Origin of the sequence: Baekduia alba, assembly GCF_028416635.1 — a bacterium.
Taxonomy (GTDB): domain Bacteria; phylum Actinomycetota; class Thermoleophilia; order Solirubrobacterales; family Solirubrobacteraceae; genus Baekduia; species Baekduia alba.
The window spans coordinates 1,503,293-1,517,902 of record NZ_CP114013.1 but is presented as its reverse complement, the minus strand read 5'-3'; the positions used below and the strand labels follow the sequence as shown (position 1 = coordinate 1,517,902).

Annotated in this window: 16 protein-coding genes and 1 pseudogene; 6 read left to right on the top strand and 11 right to left on the bottom strand. The window is 71.4% G+C overall.

Translation table 11 applies throughout. The annotated features are described in order from the left end of the window. Nucleotides 1-11: 11 nt before the first annotated feature. A complete protein-coding gene (locus tag DSM104299_RS07450) occupies nucleotides 12-866 on the top strand; it encodes a zinc metalloprotease (protein WP_272476664.1) in 855 nt (284 codons plus the stop codon). Between the two features lie 3 nt (nucleotides 867-869). Here the strand turns inward: DSM104299_RS07450 and DSM104299_RS07445 are convergent, their stop codons facing one another. Genes DSM104299_RS07445 through DSM104299_RS07435 form a run of 3 tightly spaced genes read right to left on the bottom strand, consistent with a single transcriptional unit; the run spans nucleotide 870 to nucleotide 2,768 of the window. After that, nucleotides 870-1,430 (bottom strand): DapH/DapD/GlmU-related protein, encoded by a 561-nt coding sequence (locus DSM104299_RS07445; RefSeq protein WP_272476663.1) that lies wholly within the window; start codon nucleotides 1,428-1,430, stop codon nucleotides 870-872. Nucleotides 1,431-1,447: 17 nt separating this feature from the next. After that, entirely contained in the window at nucleotides 1,448-1,927 is a 480-nt protein-coding gene (gene smpB / locus DSM104299_RS07440) for an SsrA-binding protein SmpB (RefSeq protein ID WP_272476662.1), read from the bottom strand. Between the two features lie 13 nt (nucleotides 1,928-1,940). Beyond that, nucleotides 1,941-2,768 (bottom strand): alpha/beta fold hydrolase, encoded by an 828-nt coding sequence (locus tag DSM104299_RS07435; protein WP_272476661.1) that lies wholly within the window; start codon nucleotides 2,766-2,768, stop codon nucleotides 1,941-1,943. A gap of 68 nt (nucleotides 2,769-2,836) precedes the next feature. Between DSM104299_RS07435 and DSM104299_RS07430 the strand changes: the two genes are divergently transcribed. Further along, nucleotides 2,837-3,382: a TetR/AcrR family transcriptional regulator gene (locus tag DSM104299_RS07430; RefSeq protein ID WP_272476660.1), complete on the top strand. Its 546-nt coding sequence runs from the start codon at nucleotides 2,837-2,839 to the stop codon at nucleotides 3,380-3,382. Between the two features lies 1 nt (nucleotide 3,383). On the opposite strand, the gene DSM104299_RS07425 is transcribed toward DSM104299_RS07430, so the two are convergent. The 8 genes and pseudogenes from DSM104299_RS07425 to ftsE all read right to left on the bottom strand — a co-directional run. After that, nucleotides 3,384-3,668: a hypothetical protein gene (locus DSM104299_RS07425; protein ID WP_272476659.1), complete on the bottom strand. Its 285-nt coding sequence runs from the start codon at nucleotides 3,666-3,668 to the stop codon at nucleotides 3,384-3,386. 1 nt (nucleotide 3,669) lies between these two features. Continuing rightward, a complete protein-coding gene (locus DSM104299_RS07420; RefSeq protein ID WP_272476658.1) occupies nucleotides 3,670-4,176 on the bottom strand; it encodes a hypothetical protein in 507 nt (168 codons plus the stop codon). 99 nt (nucleotides 4,177-4,275) lie between these two features. Next, nucleotides 4,276-4,452, bottom strand: a complete 177-nt coding sequence (locus DSM104299_RS07415; protein WP_272476657.1) for a hypothetical protein — start codon at nucleotides 4,450-4,452, stop codon at nucleotides 4,276-4,278. 381 nt (nucleotides 4,453-4,833) lie between these two features. Continuing rightward, a complete protein-coding gene (locus DSM104299_RS07410) occupies nucleotides 4,834-6,639 on the bottom strand; it encodes a ribonuclease R family protein (RefSeq protein WP_272476656.1) in 1,806 nt (601 codons plus the stop codon). Then, nucleotides 6,636-7,826: a S41 family peptidase gene (locus DSM104299_RS07405; protein WP_272476655.1), complete on the bottom strand. Its 1,191-nt coding sequence runs from the start codon at nucleotides 7,824-7,826 to the stop codon at nucleotides 6,636-6,638. Before DSM104299_RS07405 ends, DSM104299_RS07410 begins: the two co-directional genes overlap by 4 nt. A 35-nt stretch (nucleotides 7,827-7,861) precedes the next feature. Beyond that, on the bottom strand, nucleotides 7,862-8,725 hold the full coding sequence (locus DSM104299_RS07400; RefSeq protein WP_272476654.1) for an alpha/beta fold hydrolase: 864 nt from the start codon (nucleotides 8,723-8,725) through the stop codon (nucleotides 7,862-7,864). 353 nt (nucleotides 8,726-9,078) lie between these two features. Continuing rightward, on the bottom strand, nucleotides 9,079-9,981 hold the full coding sequence (gene ftsX / locus DSM104299_RS07395; protein WP_272476653.1) for a permease-like cell division protein FtsX: 903 nt from the start codon (nucleotides 9,979-9,981) through the stop codon (nucleotides 9,079-9,081). A gap of 158 nt (nucleotides 9,982-10,139) precedes the next feature. Continuing rightward, nucleotides 10,140-10,880: pseudogene (ftsE, locus tag DSM104299_RS07390) on the bottom strand (cell division ATP-binding protein FtsE); the annotation flags it as partial. A 74-nt stretch (nucleotides 10,881-10,954) separates the two neighbouring features. Between ftsE and DSM104299_RS07385 the strand changes: the two are divergent. The 4 genes from DSM104299_RS07385 to DSM104299_RS07370 all read left to right on the top strand — a co-directional run bounded on the left by DSM104299_RS07385 (nucleotide 10,955) and on the right by DSM104299_RS07370 (nucleotide 14,599). Beyond that, nucleotides 10,955-12,205: a M16 family metallopeptidase gene (locus DSM104299_RS07385; protein WP_272476651.1), complete on the top strand. Its 1,251-nt coding sequence runs from the start codon at nucleotides 10,955-10,957 to the stop codon at nucleotides 12,203-12,205. A gap of 84 nt (nucleotides 12,206-12,289) precedes the next feature. Next, nucleotides 12,290-12,634, top strand: coding sequence for a BolA family protein (locus DSM104299_RS07380; protein WP_349294539.1), 345 nt, complete (start codon nucleotides 12,290-12,292; stop codon nucleotides 12,632-12,634). Between the two features lie 81 nt (nucleotides 12,635-12,715). Then, nucleotides 12,716-13,678, top strand: coding sequence for a hypothetical protein (locus DSM104299_RS07375; RefSeq protein WP_272476649.1), 963 nt, complete (start codon nucleotides 12,716-12,718; stop codon nucleotides 13,676-13,678). Between the two features lie 213 nt (nucleotides 13,679-13,891). Continuing rightward, complete coding sequence (locus DSM104299_RS07370; RefSeq protein ID WP_272476648.1) at nucleotides 13,892-14,599, top strand: DsbA family oxidoreductase; 708 nt, start codon at nucleotides 13,892-13,894, stop codon at nucleotides 14,597-14,599. Nucleotides 14,600-14,610: the final 11 nt, after the last annotated feature.

Genomic DNA, 14,610 nt, shown 5'->3' with positions numbered 1-14,610 from the left:
ACTCGGGGGCGATGAGCGACGATCGTTGGCTGCCGCCGCGCAGCCCCGCCACCGACCCGCCGGAGGTCCCGGACGGGCTCGGGCCCGCGCAGCCGCGCCGGTCCGGCCTGCTCGGGCGCCTGGCCGCGCCGCTCGCGGCGATCGTCGCGTTCTTCAGCAAGATCAAGATCGTCCTGCTGGCGCTGACCAAGGTGAAGTTCCTGGCCACGGCCGGCTCGATGGTGGTGTCGATCGTCGCCTACGCGTCGCTGTGGGGCTGGAAGTTCGGCGTCGGGTTCGTGCTGCTGCTGCTCGTCCACGAGTACGGGCACGTGATCCAGCTGCGGCGCGAGGGCGTCAAGGACGCCAGCGCGCCGATCTTCATCCCGTTCCTCGGCGCGCTGATCTGGGCCAAGTCGCTGGGCGGGAACGCGGCGGCCGAGGCGCGCGTCGGCCTGGCGGGGCCGATCCTGGGCTCGATCGGCGCGGCCGCGTGCGTCGTGGTCTATGCGTTCACCGGCGAGGACTTCTGGCGCGCGCTGGCGTTCACCGGGTTCTTCCTGAACCTGTTCAACCTGCTGCCGGTCGGCTTCCTCGACGGCGCCCGCGCCGCGGCGGCGCTGTCGCCGTGGGTCTGGCTGCTCGGCGTGTTCGGGATGATCGTGCTGGTGCTGACCGTGCCCAACCCCATCATCATCCTGATCGCGATTCTGGCGGTCTGGGAGACCTACCGGCGCTTCAAGCAGTTCCGCTCCGGCGACCCGGCGATCAAGGCCTACTACTCGATCGCCCGCCGCGACCGCATCGCGATCGCCGCGACCTACCTCGTGCTGATCGTGGCGCTGGTGCTGGCGATGGACGCCACGCATCTGGAGCGCACGCTGTAGTCCCTACCAGCGCCGGCGCACGGTGCCCTTGGGCCCGGCCACCAGGCTTGCCGCCGGCACGTCGTCGGCCACGATCGCGCCCGCGGCGACGACGGCGTAGCGCCCGATGCTGACGCCGGGCAGGATCGTCGCACCGGCGCCGATCCACACGTTCTCGGCCACGTCGATCGGCGCACCGGTGAGGAACTGCCGGCGCTCGCCGGGGTCTACGGGGTGGCCCATCGTGATGAACGTGGCCTTCGGACCGACCATCACGCCGGCGCCCAACCGGATGCCGGCGTAGTCCAGGAACGTGCATCCCTGGTTGATGAAGACGCGCTCGGCCAGATCCAGACGCAGCCCATGGTCGGTGTAGAAGGGCGGGTAGATCGTCACCCGCTGCGGCAGCGGGCCGCCGAGGATCTGTTCGAGCAGCGCCGCCTTGCCCGCCTCGTCGTCGAACGGGAGCACGTTGAGGCGTGAGGTCAGCTCCGTGACCTGCAGCACCCGCTCGTTCATCGCCCTGAACTCCGGGCCCAGGACCCGCTCCCCCTGCGCCAGGAGCTCCGGATCGTGGATGAGCATGAACCGGTCGTTCGTCGTCAACGGCCGACGTTGCGCAGCTCGCGTTGCACGTCACGCGCCTGGTCGCGCTTCTTGATGGACTCGCGCTTGTCGAAGTGGTCCTTGCCCTTGGCGAGGGCGATCTCGACCTTCGCGCGCGAGTCCTTGAAGTAGATCCGCGTCGGCACGAGCGTCAGCCCGCGCTCGATCGTGCGGCCGGCGATCCGGTCGATCTCGCGCCGGTTGAGCAGCAGCTTGCGCGGGCGCTCGGGATCGTGGTTGTCGCGCGCGGCCGGACCGTAGGGCGGGATGTGGACGTTGTGCAGCCACACCTCGCCCTCGCGGATGATCGCGAACCCGTCCTTCAGCTGGGCGCCGCCTTCGCGCAGGGCCTTGACCTCGGTGCCCTGCAGCACGAGACCCGCCTCGAGCTTGTCGAGGAACTCGTACTTGTGCGACGCGAGCCGGTTGCTCGCGACGTCACCAGGCGCCACCTTGCGCTTCTTGCCCTTGGCCATGCGGCGTTCGAGTCTAGAGCGTGGTCGCCGGACTCCGTCGCTGGTGGGCGAGCGCCGCGTCGGCGAAGGGGATCAGCTGCGCGGCGACGCCGTCCGGGTCGGTCGTGTGCGGGCAGTGGCCGGCGTCGAAGACGTGCAGCCGCGCGCCGGGGATCAGGTCGGCGATCCGGCGGCCGACCTTGACCGGGATCACGGGGTCGCGGCGGCCCCAGAGGACGAGCGTGGGCGCGCTGATCGCGGACGCGGCGGCGCGGAGGTCGTGCTCGGTGCTCGGGAAGCTGCCCCAGAGGCCGGCGACCGCCTGCAGGCCGGGATCGGCGCGGGTGGTCGCGATGCCGGTGGCCAACGCGCGGCGGTCGGCGTCGGTCTTGGCGTGCATATAGCGGCTCGCGAAGCGCGGGTAGATGCGGCGCAGGAAGCCGGGTCGCGCCATCAGCGCGCAGAACAGGCGGACCGGCGGCGGGTAGGTGCCGAAGCCGCCGCCGTCGACGATGACGAGGCCCTGGACGAGCTCGGGGCGGCGCAGCGCGAGGCGCGTGGCGGAGTAGCCGCCGACGGAGTTGCCGAGCACGACGGCGCCCTGCGGCGCGAGCTGCGCGACGAGCGCCTCGGTCACGTCGGCCGCGCGGGTCACGGTGAACGGGCTGTCGCCGAGCAGGGACTCGCCGTGTCCCGGCCAGTCCAGCGCGATCGTGCGGAAGCGCTCGGGGAGGCGCTCGCGCAGCACGTCGAAGTCGTGGCGGTCGTGCGCGCCGCTGGGCAGCAGGACGATCGGCAGCCCGCTCGGGTCGCCCTGCTCGTCGTAGGCGATCGGGCCGGAGGGAGTCTGAAGGGAGGTCATGCGTCTTAACATGACCGACCGGTCGGTCACAGTCAATGACCGATCGGTCATGTAGGCTGGCCCCTCCGTTGCCCGCCGCCGATCTCCACCCCACCGCCGAGGCGCTGATGAACGCCGGCATCGCCGTCGCCGAGCGTGAGGGGCTGGCCGGCCTGAGCGTCAACCGCGTGGTCGCCGAGGCCGGCGTGGCCAAGGGCACGTTCTACGTGCACTTCGCGGATCGCGACGCGTTCGTCGACGCGCTGCACGCGCGCTTCCACGCGAAGGTCGACGCAGCCGTCGGCGCGGCGATCGGCGACCTCCCGGCCGGCGCGGAGCGGCTGATCGCCGGCGCCGAGGCCTACCTCGACGTGAGCCTCGCGGGCCGCTCCGTCAAGGCTCTGGCCCTGGAAGCCCGCAGCGACCCCAGGTTGTCGTCCATGATGTCCGGTCGCCAGGAGCGCTTCGCGGTCATGGCGACCTCGAGCTTCAAGGCCATGGGCTGGCGCGACGCGGCCGCGGCCGCCCAGCTCCTCTCGGCGATGACCCAGGAGATCGCGGTGCGCGAGTTCGACGCGGGGCGTCGCCTGCCGCCGGCACGCCGCGCGCTGCGGCGGTTCCTGGGCGCGGGCTGAGCTACGCCCGCGCGTTGCGCAGGGCGGCGCCGATCGGCGCGGCGAGGAACGCCCCGAAAGCGAGCGCGATCGCGAACACGATCGCGTCCGCCAGGTCACCGCCCAGCACCGCGAGCGACGCGACGCCGAACGCGACCAGCGCCGCTGCCGGGACGAGCGCATCCCGCACGGATAGGGGTGCGGTGCCACGCACGAAGCCGATGGCTCCGGCCAGGAGGACGCCGACGACGAAGACGGTCAGGTGCATGCGGGCTGAATGGTAAGTGATCGGTGAAGTGGCGGCCACGTCACTGTTCGCTCCTGGGTACTCCGTGCGCGCGCCACCGATGGCCCAGGACGCCCGCCTTGCTGCGGAGCGTGGTCCAGCATCGGTGGTCCTGACAGCCTGCCCATGACGGCTTGATATGGAAGCTCGTCGCGGGCACCAGCGTCTGTCCAGGATCAAGCGTGACCTGAGGATCGCTCTCTGCGTCGATCTGCGAACCGTCGGTCGGATCCTCGCATTCGGGCAGCGGCGCGCTCCCGGCACACGGATCCTGGCTGGCCACGAACGCGATCGAGAAGGTGTACGCGGCGCCGATGTTGCCAACGGCGTCTCCGGGCGTGATCTCGATCGTTGCGTGCTGCCCAACCGTCGCTCCCGGCACCAGGAACGACGGATCCGTCGTCAGCGTCGGTCCCTCCCAGTTCCCCGAGCCGACGCGATAGCGAACGCTGTAGCCCGTGGTACCCGAGCCGTCGGTGCCGTCGGCGAGCTCCGGGTCGATCGACGGGTACCAGTCGACTGTGGCCACGCCAGCGGTGTCGACAATCCCCTCGACCTGCGATGGCGAACCAGGCGCAGTGCGATCGATGTCGACGGTCCAATCCGCGCTGGCGGCCGAGTTGCCGGCCTAGTCGGTCGTGCGCGCGCGGAAGGTCTGTGCGCCTTCCGGGATGGCGCTGGGGTCGAACGTCGCCGTGGCTGTCGTCGTGTGCGGGCAGGCGGTCGGATTCTGGATTCTGTCGTGTAGGCGGCGTGGCGAGCCGTTGTCATCGTTGCCCGCGGCGTCACGCAGCCAGACCTTCAAGGTGCAGGCGTCAGGTGCTGCAACGGCCAGATGCGGAATCGCTACGAGGCTCGCGCCAGGCGTTGCGCCATGGGTGCATCCCGAGCCGTCGCCCGGGCAGAGCCGCACCGTCGACCGGCGCGCCGGCCGACGGCGTTGGCGGTGTCGACGAGATGTTGTCGTTGGTGGTTGATTGCCAGCCGTCTAGCGGACGAGGGCGCGTCACTCGTTGAGGCGGAGGATCGGCGGCGGCGGCACCGCCACCGACAAATCACGACCGGCGCGAGGCGGGTGGCGGCGCCGGAAGGGCCGACCGCGGAGAGAGCAGTTGCCCTGCCACGGCGGACCGCGACGCGTCACTCGAACGGAGGCGGCGGACCGGCCGCGACAGCGGGCCGCCCGCTAAGCCCGCCCCGCCGGAGCCACGTCCAGCTCCACCCGGCCGCGCGCTGTCTCGATGCGGCGGATCAGCACGCGGAGCTCGTCGCCGATGCGGATCGACCGGCCGGAGTCTTCGCCGGTCAGGATCGTTCCGACCTCGTTGAGCTCCCACCAGTCGCCCTCGAGCTTCCGGGCCGGGAGGAAGCCTTCGAAACCGTCGCCGAAGGCCATGAAGGCGCCGGCGCCGACCAAGCCGACCACCTCGGCGTCGTGCTCGCGTGGGATCTCTCCCTCGAAGAGCAGGCGCTCCAGCAGGAACGCGTTGGCGATGTCGTCGGCGGCGCGTTCGATCTGCATCGCGTCGCGCTCGCGACCCGACGTCCACTCGGCCGCCTCGGGCAGCGTCGAGGCGCGCGGCGCGTCCTCCCCGCCGCCCACGGCCGACAGCAGCGCGCGATGGATGACCAGGTCCGGGTATCGCCGGATCGGCGACGTGAAGTGCGTGTAGGCCTCCGAGTGCAGCCCGGCGTGGCCCTTGTTCTCCGGCGCGTACTTCGCCTGCTTCAGCGACCGCAGCACCAGCGATGTCAGCCCCAGCCGCCCGCGGCCGTCGCGCCGCCGCACCTCCTCGGCCACCATCCGCGACGCCTCGGCGATGATGCCCGCCGCGTCACCCGGGGCGATGAACCCGTCCCGCCCGCCCGCGGGCGGCGTCGGAACGCCCAAGGACTCCAGCTGCTCCAGCAGCCGCTCGGCGCTCGCCGGCTCCGGCCGCTCGTGGATGCGATACAGCGCCGGTACGTCGCGCTCGCTCAGCAGCCGTGCGACCGCCTCGTTCGCCGCGATCATCAGGTGCTCGATCAGCTGGTGCGACTCGGTCTGCACCGAGGCGACCGCGGCCTCGACGTGCCCGCCCCGCGAGAACGCGAACTCCGGCTCGGTCGACTCCACGGCCAGCGCGCCCGCCCGGTCGCGCCGCTCCCGCAACGCGCGCGACGCCGCCCGCGCGGCCGCCAGCGGCGCCGCCCACACACCGTCCGCTGGCTCCTCCCTCGCGAACACGCGGTCCACGCGGTCGTAGTCCAGCCGCTCGTCGCTGCGGATCCGCGACCGGTAGAAGGCGCTGCGCATGACCTCCTCGCCGCGCACCTCCAGCTCGACCGTCACCGCCAGCCGCTCCTGCCCCGGCACCAGCGAGCACGCGCCGTTGGACAAGACCTCCGGCAGCATCGGCTCGACCGCGCCCGGCACGTAGACCGACGTCCCGCGCCGGTACGCCTCGCGATCGACCGCGGACCCCGGGCGCACGTACGCGCTCACGTCCGCGATGTGCACCCACACGCGCCAATGCCCATCCCCTACAACTTCGCAGCTGATGGCGTCGTCGAAGTCCCGCGCCGTCGTCGGGTCGATCGTGAACGTCGGCAGCGACAGCAGGTCCCGCCGCGCGACCGCGTCACCATCCACGCGCTCCACCGCGTCCCGCGCCGCCTTCTCCACACCCGCCGGGAACGACCGTCGCAACCCGCGCTCGTGCATCAACGCCTCGAGCACGTCACGCGCGACGTCGGGCCGCCCGATGACCTTGACGACCTTCGGATGGCCCCGCACCTTGCCGCCCACGCGCACGAGCACCAACTGCCCGACGCGGGCGTTGCGCCCCGGGTCCACCACGAACTGCGACCGCCGCCCCACGCCGCGCGTGTCGAAGAACGGCTCGAGCACCACGAACCGCCCGTGCTTGGCCAGCACCCCGACGACGAACGACTCCGCCTGCTCGCGGCGGCCTTGGGCCTGCGCTCGCGCGCGCCGCGCCGGCCGGTTCATCGCCGCGCCGCGAGGACGTCCAACGCCTTGTCCAGCCCCTCGTCCTTGCGGGTCGTCTTCGGATCGTCGGCGGCCTGCACGTTCGGCGTCAGCCCGGAGCCCGTGCTGGTGCCCTTGCCACCCAGGTTGCGCCCCGAGGGCAGGAAGTACTGCCCGGCGGTGATGTCGAGCGCGCCGCCGTTGGAGAGGTCGATGACCTCCTGGAAGACGCCCTTGCCGAACGTGCGTGTCCCGACGAGCTCGGCGCGCTTGCGGTCCTGCAGCGCGCCCGCCACGATCTCCGCCGCCGAGGCGCTGTCGCGGTTGACGAGCACGACCATCGGCAGGTTCGGGGCGATCGCGTCGCCGGTCGCGCTCAGCGTCCGCGTCGGCACCGAGCGCCCCTTGGTCGTCACGATCTTGCCGTCCTTGAGGAACTCGGACGCGACGAGCTGCGCCTCGGTCACGAGGCCGCCCGGGTTGTTGCGCAGGTCGAAGACGACGCCCTTGACGCCGTCCTTCATCTGCTTGCGCAGCGCCGCCCCGACCTCGGCGTGTGCGCCGGACGAGAACTGCGCCAGCGAGATGACGCCGAGCTTGCGCCCGTCGACCGTCTTCTCCGACGACGCGACGACCGGCACCTCGATGTTGGACCGCGTGAGCGCGACCTCGCGCGGCGCGCCCTTCGCGCCGTGGCGCACGGTCAGCTTCACGGTCGTCCCGAGCGGCCCCTGGATGAGCGCGACCGAGGCGTCCTGGTCGCGGCCCGCCAGCGGCTTGCCCGCCACCGACACGATGATGTCGCCCTCGGCCAGCTTGGCGTCCTTGGCCGGGGAGTTGTCATACACCTTGACGATCTTCAGGCCGGCCCCGCTTCTGGTGACCTGCACGCCGATCCCCGCGAACTCGCCGTTCTGCTGCATCTTGAACTTGGTGTAGTCCTTGGGGCTGAAGTAGTTGCTGAAGCGGTCGTTCAGCGACGCGACGATCCCGGAGATCGCGCGGTTGCTCAGCTCGTCCTTGCCGTACTCGCGGTAGTACGTGTCGTGGACCTGGTCGATCGCCTCGTTGACGACGCGCGTGTCCTTGTCCCCGACCAGCGGGTCGCGCAGGAACCCGGGCAGCCCGGACGGATGCCCGCCGAGGTAGATCCCGGCGAGCAGCAGGATGAGGCAGAGCACCAGCGAGGCGAGGGCGCGGCGGATCATGGTCGCGCCACAGGCTAGGGATCGCCGGCGTGCCTTTACGCCGCGCTCAGGAACTCGGTCAGCAGCGCGTTGACGCGCTCGGGCTCGTCGTGCTGGACCCAGTGGCTGGCGTCGGGCAGCCGCACGACCCGGACGTCGGGCACCAGGCGCGGGTCGGAGTCGGCCATCGCGGCCGTCAGGAACCGGTCCTGCTCACCCCAGATGACGAGCACCCGCGCCGGGATCGGCCGGTACAGCGCCCGAGCGCGCCGCGGCGACTGGCGCAGCGCGGCGCGATACCAGTTGATCGGTCCGCGGAAGCCCTCGGGCCCGCGCAGCGCCTCGACGTAGCGGCCGATGTCCGCGGACGTGAACGCCCCCGGCCGCGCGTCCTTGTAGGTCGACGCCAGCGCCCGCCGTCCGCCCCAGCCCAGCAGGTGCTCCGGCAGCCACGGGATCTGGAAGAAGAACATGTACCAGCTGTGCAGCAGCTGCTTGGGCGAGCGCTGGAGCGTCCTCAGCATCGTGTCCGGGTGCGGCACGTTGAGGATCGCCAGCCGCTCCACGCGCTCCGGGTGCAGCGTCGCGACCATCCACGCGACCGCCGCGCCCCAGTCGTGGCCGACGACGAACGCGCGCTCCTCGCCCAGCGCCGTGATCAGGCCGGCGACGTCGGCGGCCAGCCGCTCGATCCGGTAGTCGCGCCACGACCGCGGCTTGTCGGACTGCGCGTAGCCGCGCTGATCCGGCGCCACGACGCGGTAGCCGGCCGCGACCAGCGCCGGGATCTGGTGGCGCCAGGACCACCAGAACTCGGGAAAGCCGTGCAGCAGCACGACCAGTGGTCCCTCGCCGGCCTCGACGTAGTGCAGGCGAACGCCGTCGATGACGACGAACCGATGCTCATGCTCGAGCTCCATAGACCGCGGAGCCTACGGAACGGCGCCGTTCAGACGCGCAGGAACTTGCGCCGCATGTTCCCCAACCCTGGGCGCACGGCCTGCTACACGCGCAGGAACTTGCGCCGCATGTTCCCCAACCCTGGGCGCACGGCCTGCTACACGCGCAGGAACTTGCGCCGCATGTTCCCCAACCCTGGGCGCACGGCCTGCTACACGCGCAGGAACTTGCGCCGCATGTTCCCCAACCCTGGGCGCACGGCCTGCTACACGCGCAGGAACTTGCGCCGCATGTTCCCCAACCCTGGGCGCACGGCCTGCTACACGCGCAGGAACTTGCGCCGCATGTTCCCCAACCCTGGGCGCACGGCCTGCTACACGCGCAGGAACTTGCGCAGCGACAGGCTGGACCCCGCGGCGCTCACCGCGACGCTCGCCACCAGCAGCAGCAGCGCCAGCAGCGCGAAGCCGATCGTCTGCGGCGCCGCGATCAGCGCGAAGTCTGACGCGAGCGGGTCCAGGAACGCGACCTTGCCGATGCCGAGCATCAGGACCGCGATCACCCCGCCCAGCGCGCCGAGGACCACGCCCTCGATCACGAACGGCCAGCGGATGAAGGAGTCGGTCGCGCCGACGAGCTTCATCACCTCGACCTCGCGCCGCCGCGAGAACAGCGACAGCCGGATCGTGTTGGAGATCAGCAGCACCGACGCGATCACCAGCAGCACCGCCAGCCCGCCCATCGCGAGCTTCACGACGCGCGTCGCGGTCAGGATCTTGGTGGTCTCGTCCTTGCGGTTCTTGACCTGGTCGATCGCGTCGTCGATCGGCGCGCGACGGGTGGGCGGGCCTCCTACTGCCGCCGGCGCCAGCACGTCGCGCAGCTTCTGGATGTTGTCCGGCTCGTCGGGCGTGACGCGGAACGTGTCCGGCAGCGGGTTGGTGCCGAGCAGCTCGTAGGCCTCGGGGTTGCGCGCCTTCTCCTGCGCGAGCGCCCTGGCCTTGCTGACGTACTCCACCTTGCCGACGTGGTCGGTGCGCTGCAGCAGCGCCTGGACGCGGTCGACGTCGGCCCGCTTGGCGTCCTTCTTGAGGTACACGTCGACCAGGACGCGGCCGCGCACCTCGTTGGCGGCGCCGGTCGTCGCCTGGACCACCGGGATGAACACGCCGAGGACGAGCACGGTCACCAGCACCGAGGCCATCGCGGCGAAGGACGGGATGGCGTTCCGCGAGATGGAGCGGAACGCCTCCTTGATGAAGAAGGCAGGTCTCACGAGAAGATGTCGTCGATGTCGCCGAACGATCCCGGATGCTCTCCGGGATCGACGGAGGTGGCACGTTCGGTGCGGTCGGTGACGGACTTGCGCCGCGGCGCGGGCGCCGGCTCGCGCAGCAGCGCACCGAACTCCGCGGTGTTCATCTCGCGCGGCGCGTAGGAGGCGTTGCTCTCGTCGCGCACGAGCTGGCCCTTGTCGAGCTCCAGCACGCGGCGGCGCATCCGGTCGACCATCGTGGCGTCGTGGGTCGCGACGAGCACGGTCGTGCCGGTGCGGTTGATCCGGTACAGCAGCTGCATGATCCCGACCGACGTCTCGGGGTCGAGGTTGCCCGTGGGCTCGTCGGCCAGCAGCAGCGGCGGGTGGTTGACGAACGCGCGCGCCACCGCGACGCGCTGCTGCTCGCCGCCCGACAGCTGGTCGGGGAAGGAGTGCAACTTGGTCGCGAGGCCCGTCAGGCGCAGGATGTCCGGCACCTTGCTGCGGATCTCCTTGCGCGACTGGCCGGTGACCTGGAGCGCGTAGGCGACGTTGTCGTACACCGTCCGGTCCGGCAGGAGCTTGAAGTCCTGGAAGACGATCCCGATGTTGCGGCGGTAGAACGGGACCTTCTTGCGCGTGATCTCGGAGAGGTCGCGCCCGGCGACCTTGATCGTGCCGGCGGTCGGCTCGATCTCCTTGATCAGGAGCTTCATCAGGGTGGACTTGCCGGACCCGGTCGAGCCGACCAGGAAGACGAACTCCCCGCGCTGGATCGAGAACGACGCGGCATCGAGCCCGCCGTTGGTGGGCCCGTAGGACTTGGAGACGCCGCGGAAGTCGATGACCGACGGCGCCCGGTCCTCGGGCGCCGCGGTGCGATCCAGCTCCTGCTTGTGGCGTTCGACGATCGCCATGGTCTGACCGACGTTAGCCCGAAGTCCGCGTAATCCTCCCGGTGCACGGCGCCGTGCAAGCTAGATTGCGTTGGGTGCCCACCATCACCAGCGAGACCCTCGCCAACGGCCTGCCGCTGCATCGCGTCGCCCTGCCCGGCACGCGCGCGGTCACGATCCTCGTCGCGTTCGACGCCGGCGCCCGCACGGAGCGGCCCGAGGAGAACGGCATGGCGCACTTCCTCGAGCACCTCGTCTTCAAGGGCGGCGAGAAGTTCGACCACTACAAGAAGGTCAACGAGACCGCCGAGCGCATGGGCGGCTCGCTCAACGCCTACACCTCGCACGACCTCGTCGCGTTCCACATCACCGTGCGCGCGGAGGCGGCGCTGGAGGCCATCGACCTGCTCACCGACTTCGTCGGCCGCCCGCTGCTCAACGCGGACGAGCTCGACCGCGAGCGCGGCGTCGTCATCCAGGAGATCCAGCGCTACAAGGACCAGCCGTCGTCGGTCGCCGAGGAGCTCATCGACAAGGCCGCGTTCGGCGACCATCCGCTCGGCCGGACGGTGCTCGGCCCCGAGGAGCACCTGCGCACGTTCAGCCGCGACGCGATCGTCGCCTTCCGCGAGCGCCGCTGGGCCGGCAAGCGCGGCGGCGCGTTCGTCGTCGGCAACGTCGACCACGTCCCGGCCAACGGCGCGGTCGCCGAGCTGTTCAACCGCTTCCCGACGCTCGACGTCCCCGACGCCTACGAGCCCGCGCCGTCGCTGCAGCTCGAGAAGCTCGTCGAGCGCCGCGACTCCAACCAGTCGCACCTGCGCCTCATGTACGAGCCGGACGTCGACGCCACCGACCCGGCCCAGCGCGCCGCGCTGACGATCTACTCCACCCTGCTCGGCGGCTCGATGGGCTCGCGCCTGTTCGACGAGATCCGCGAGCAGCGCGGCCTCTGCTACTCGGTCTACGCGGTCGACCACGCGCTCAGCGACGCCACGATCCTGCAGCTCGGCGCCGGCCTGGAGTCGTCCAAGACGAGCGAGGCCTACAAGCGCATGCGCGAGATCGTGGCCGAGCTGCACGCCGACGGCCCGACCGAGGAGGAGGTCGAGCGCGCCCGAGCCTACGCCGCCGGCCGCCGCGTCCTCGCGTTCGAGAACACCAACGCGGTCGCACGCTTCGCGGCCTCGCAGGCGATCGTCTTCGGCGAGGACATCGACCCCGACCGCGCGATCGACGCGCTGGACGCCGTGACGTTCGACCAGGTGCGCGAGATCGCCAAGAAGGTCGATCCGGAGGCCGCCGCGGTCGCCTGCGTGGGGCCGCACGACGCGGACGAGTTCTGACCTCGCTCCCCCCGTTTTGCGGGAAGCAGTGGCGCGTGGGAACGCGTTGTGCGACAGTCGACCACCGTGGCCGCCGTGGCGGAGATGCTGAACGACCGTGAGCTGGGTCGCTACGTCCAGCGCGTCGATGGGCGCTGGCGGCTGGACCGCGTCATCGTCGGCGGCGCGCGGGTGCTCGACATCCAAGGCGCGCCGCCGCAGCGCGAGCGCGGCCAGGAGTACGTCGTGATCCTGATCTCCGAGTACTTCGCGGGTGTTCCGTGGCTGGAGCGCGTCTACCAGGCGGCCAACCTGTGGGACGCCGCCGAGATGCAGGGCGCCGCCGACGTGCACTGCTACACGCCCGGCGAGTACGGCCGCAAGCGCGACACGCTGCCGATCGTCCGGGCCGTGTCCGACTACGGCGTGGACCTGATTCCCCAGAACTAGGGAGGTCGGCGGGCGACGGTCGGCCAGTGGGCGGGGTCGAACGTCAACCGGCGCGCGCGACCGGCCGATTCGCTGGGCACGATGCCCGCCGCTCACGCCCCCTTGCGCCTCTCGGCGCTGTGCGCGGTCGCTCTCGCCGCCTGCGCGCTGCCCGCGACCGCCACCGCCGCCGCCCCCGTCAAGAAGTCCGCCTCCCCGAAGCTGTCCAAGGCGTTCCAGAAGCGCTACCACGTCAAGAGCGCGACGGCCGACCCGGACCGCGACGGGCTCACGAACTTCACCGAGTACCGCGCCCACACGAACCCGAAGAAGGCCGACACCGACCGCGACGGCGCGAAGGACGGCTCCGAGGACCGCGACGGCGACAAGCTCGACAACGCCACCGAGCAGCGCGCGGGGACCGACCCGTCCAAGAAGGACACCGACCACGACGGCCAGGCCGACGCCCGCGAGGACGCCGACCACGACGGCCTGACCAACCTCGCCGAGCAGAGCACGGCCAACGACCCGGGCGACCCGGACTCCGACGACGACGGCGTGAAGGACGGCGCCGAGAACGCGGGCCAGGTCGTGTCGTTCGCCGGCGGCGACCTCGTCATCCGCCTGGCGTCGACCGGCAAGACCGTGTCCGGCGCGGTGGACGACGAGTCGTCGGTCGCGTGCAGCGCGACCGCCGACTACGAGACGGCCTACGACGACGGCGCGGCCGACGACACCAACGCCGCCGACGACGACGCGTTCGACGACGCCGACCCGGGCGACGACGACGCGGACGCGTCGGACGACGACGACGACGCCTCGTCCTCCGACGACGACGCCTCCGCGTCGGCCGCGGCGTTCGTGCGGGCGGCGTCCGACGACGACAACGCGAGCGACGACCCGGCGTCCGACGACGACGACGCGGACGACGACGCCTCCTCGGGCGACCCGTGCTTCGACGACGTGCTCGCGCCCGGCGCGTGGGTCCACGAGGCCGAGCTGTCGGCCGACGACGGCGGCAGCGTCCGCTTCGACGCGGTCGCGCTGGTCGACGACGAGAACTAGGCGATCGGTGCGCCCGACGCTCGTCCTGTGGTCGGCGCAGGACGACATGGGGGACTTGTACGGCGCGCCGACCCCGCTGTGACGGCCGTGGGTCGCCGACGGCATCGAGCTGCGGGCCGGCACGATCGACTCCGGCCACCACGCCGCGGAGGAGGCGCCGGCGGGAGGTCGCGTCCAAGCTGGTGGCCTTCCTGCGCCGCTAGCCTCGAAGCCATGGAGCTCGAGATCTGGTCGGACATCGCGTGCCCGTGGTGCTATGTCGGCAAGCGCCGGATGGAGGCCGCGTTGGCGCGGTTCGAGCATCGCGACGACGTCACCGTGACGTTCCGCTCCTTCGAGCTCGACCCGAGCGCCCCCGCGGCGCGCGACGTGAGCCACGTCGAGCTGATCGCGCAGAAGTACGGCCGCACCGTCGAGGAGGTCGAGGCGATGGACGCGCAGCTGACCGCGGTCGCCTCCGCCGACGGGATCGACATGCGGCTGTCGCAGATCCGCTCGGGCAGCACGTTCGACGGCCACCGCGTCATCCACCTCGCCGCCGAGCACGGGCTGCAGCAGGAGATGAAGGAGCGCCTGATGCACGCGTACTTCACCGAGGGCGCGCTGGTCAGCGACCACGACACCCTGATCGCCCTGGGGGTCGAGGTCGGCCTGAACGAGAACGCCGTCCGCGAGGTCCTGCTGACGGAGCGGTTCGCCGAGGAGGTCCGCGCCGACGAGCGCGACGCGGCCTCCGCCGGCATCTCCGCGGTCCCCTGCTTCGTGATCGACCGCAAGTTCGGGGCCAGCGGCGCCCAGGACCCGCAGGTCCTGCTCGACTTCCTCGAGCACGGCTGGTCGCAGCGCCAGCCCACGCCCATCGCGATGATGGGCGACTCCGGCGTCGCCGAGGGCGACGCCTGCGGGCCGGACGGCTGCTGAGCTCGCCGCTG

Bases quoted from the DNA above. Each gene is read 5' to 3' on its own strand.
- DSM104299_RS07435 (WP_272476661.1), bottom strand. From the start codon at position 2,768: ATGACCTCCCTTCAGACTCCCTCCGGCCCGATCGCCTACGACGAGCAG.
- DSM104299_RS07370 (WP_272476648.1), top strand. From the start codon at position 13,892: ATGGAGCTCGAGATCTGGTCGGACATCGCGTGCCCGTGGTGCTATGTC.
- DSM104299_RS07445 (WP_272476663.1), bottom strand. From the start codon at position 1,430: ATGCTCATCCACGATCCGGAGCTCCTGGCGCAGGGGGAGCGGGTCCTG.
- DSM104299_RS07380 (WP_349294539.1), top strand. From the start codon at position 12,290: ATGCTGAACGACCGTGAGCTGGGTCGCTACGTCCAGCGCGTCGATGGG.
- DSM104299_RS07375 (WP_272476649.1), top strand. From the start codon at position 12,716: ATGCCCGCCGCTCACGCCCCCTTGCGCCTCTCGGCGCTGTGCGCGGTC.
- DSM104299_RS07405 (WP_272476655.1), bottom strand. From the start codon at position 7,826: ATGATCCGCCGCGCCCTCGCCTCGCTGGTGCTCTGCCTCATCCTGCTG.
- smpB (WP_272476662.1), bottom strand. From the start codon at position 1,927: ATGGCCAAGGGCAAGAAGCGCAAGGTGGCGCCTGGTGACGTCGCGAGC.
- DSM104299_RS07450 (WP_272476664.1), top strand. From the start codon at position 12: ATGAGCGACGATCGTTGGCTGCCGCCGCGCAGCCCCGCCACCGACCCG.
- DSM104299_RS07410 (WP_272476656.1), bottom strand. From the start codon at position 6,639: ATGAACCGGCCGGCGCGGCGCGCGCGAGCGCAGGCCCAAGGCCGCCGC.
- DSM104299_RS07400 (WP_272476654.1), bottom strand. From the start codon at position 8,725: ATGGAGCTCGAGCATGAGCATCGGTTCGTCGTCATCGACGGCGTTCGC.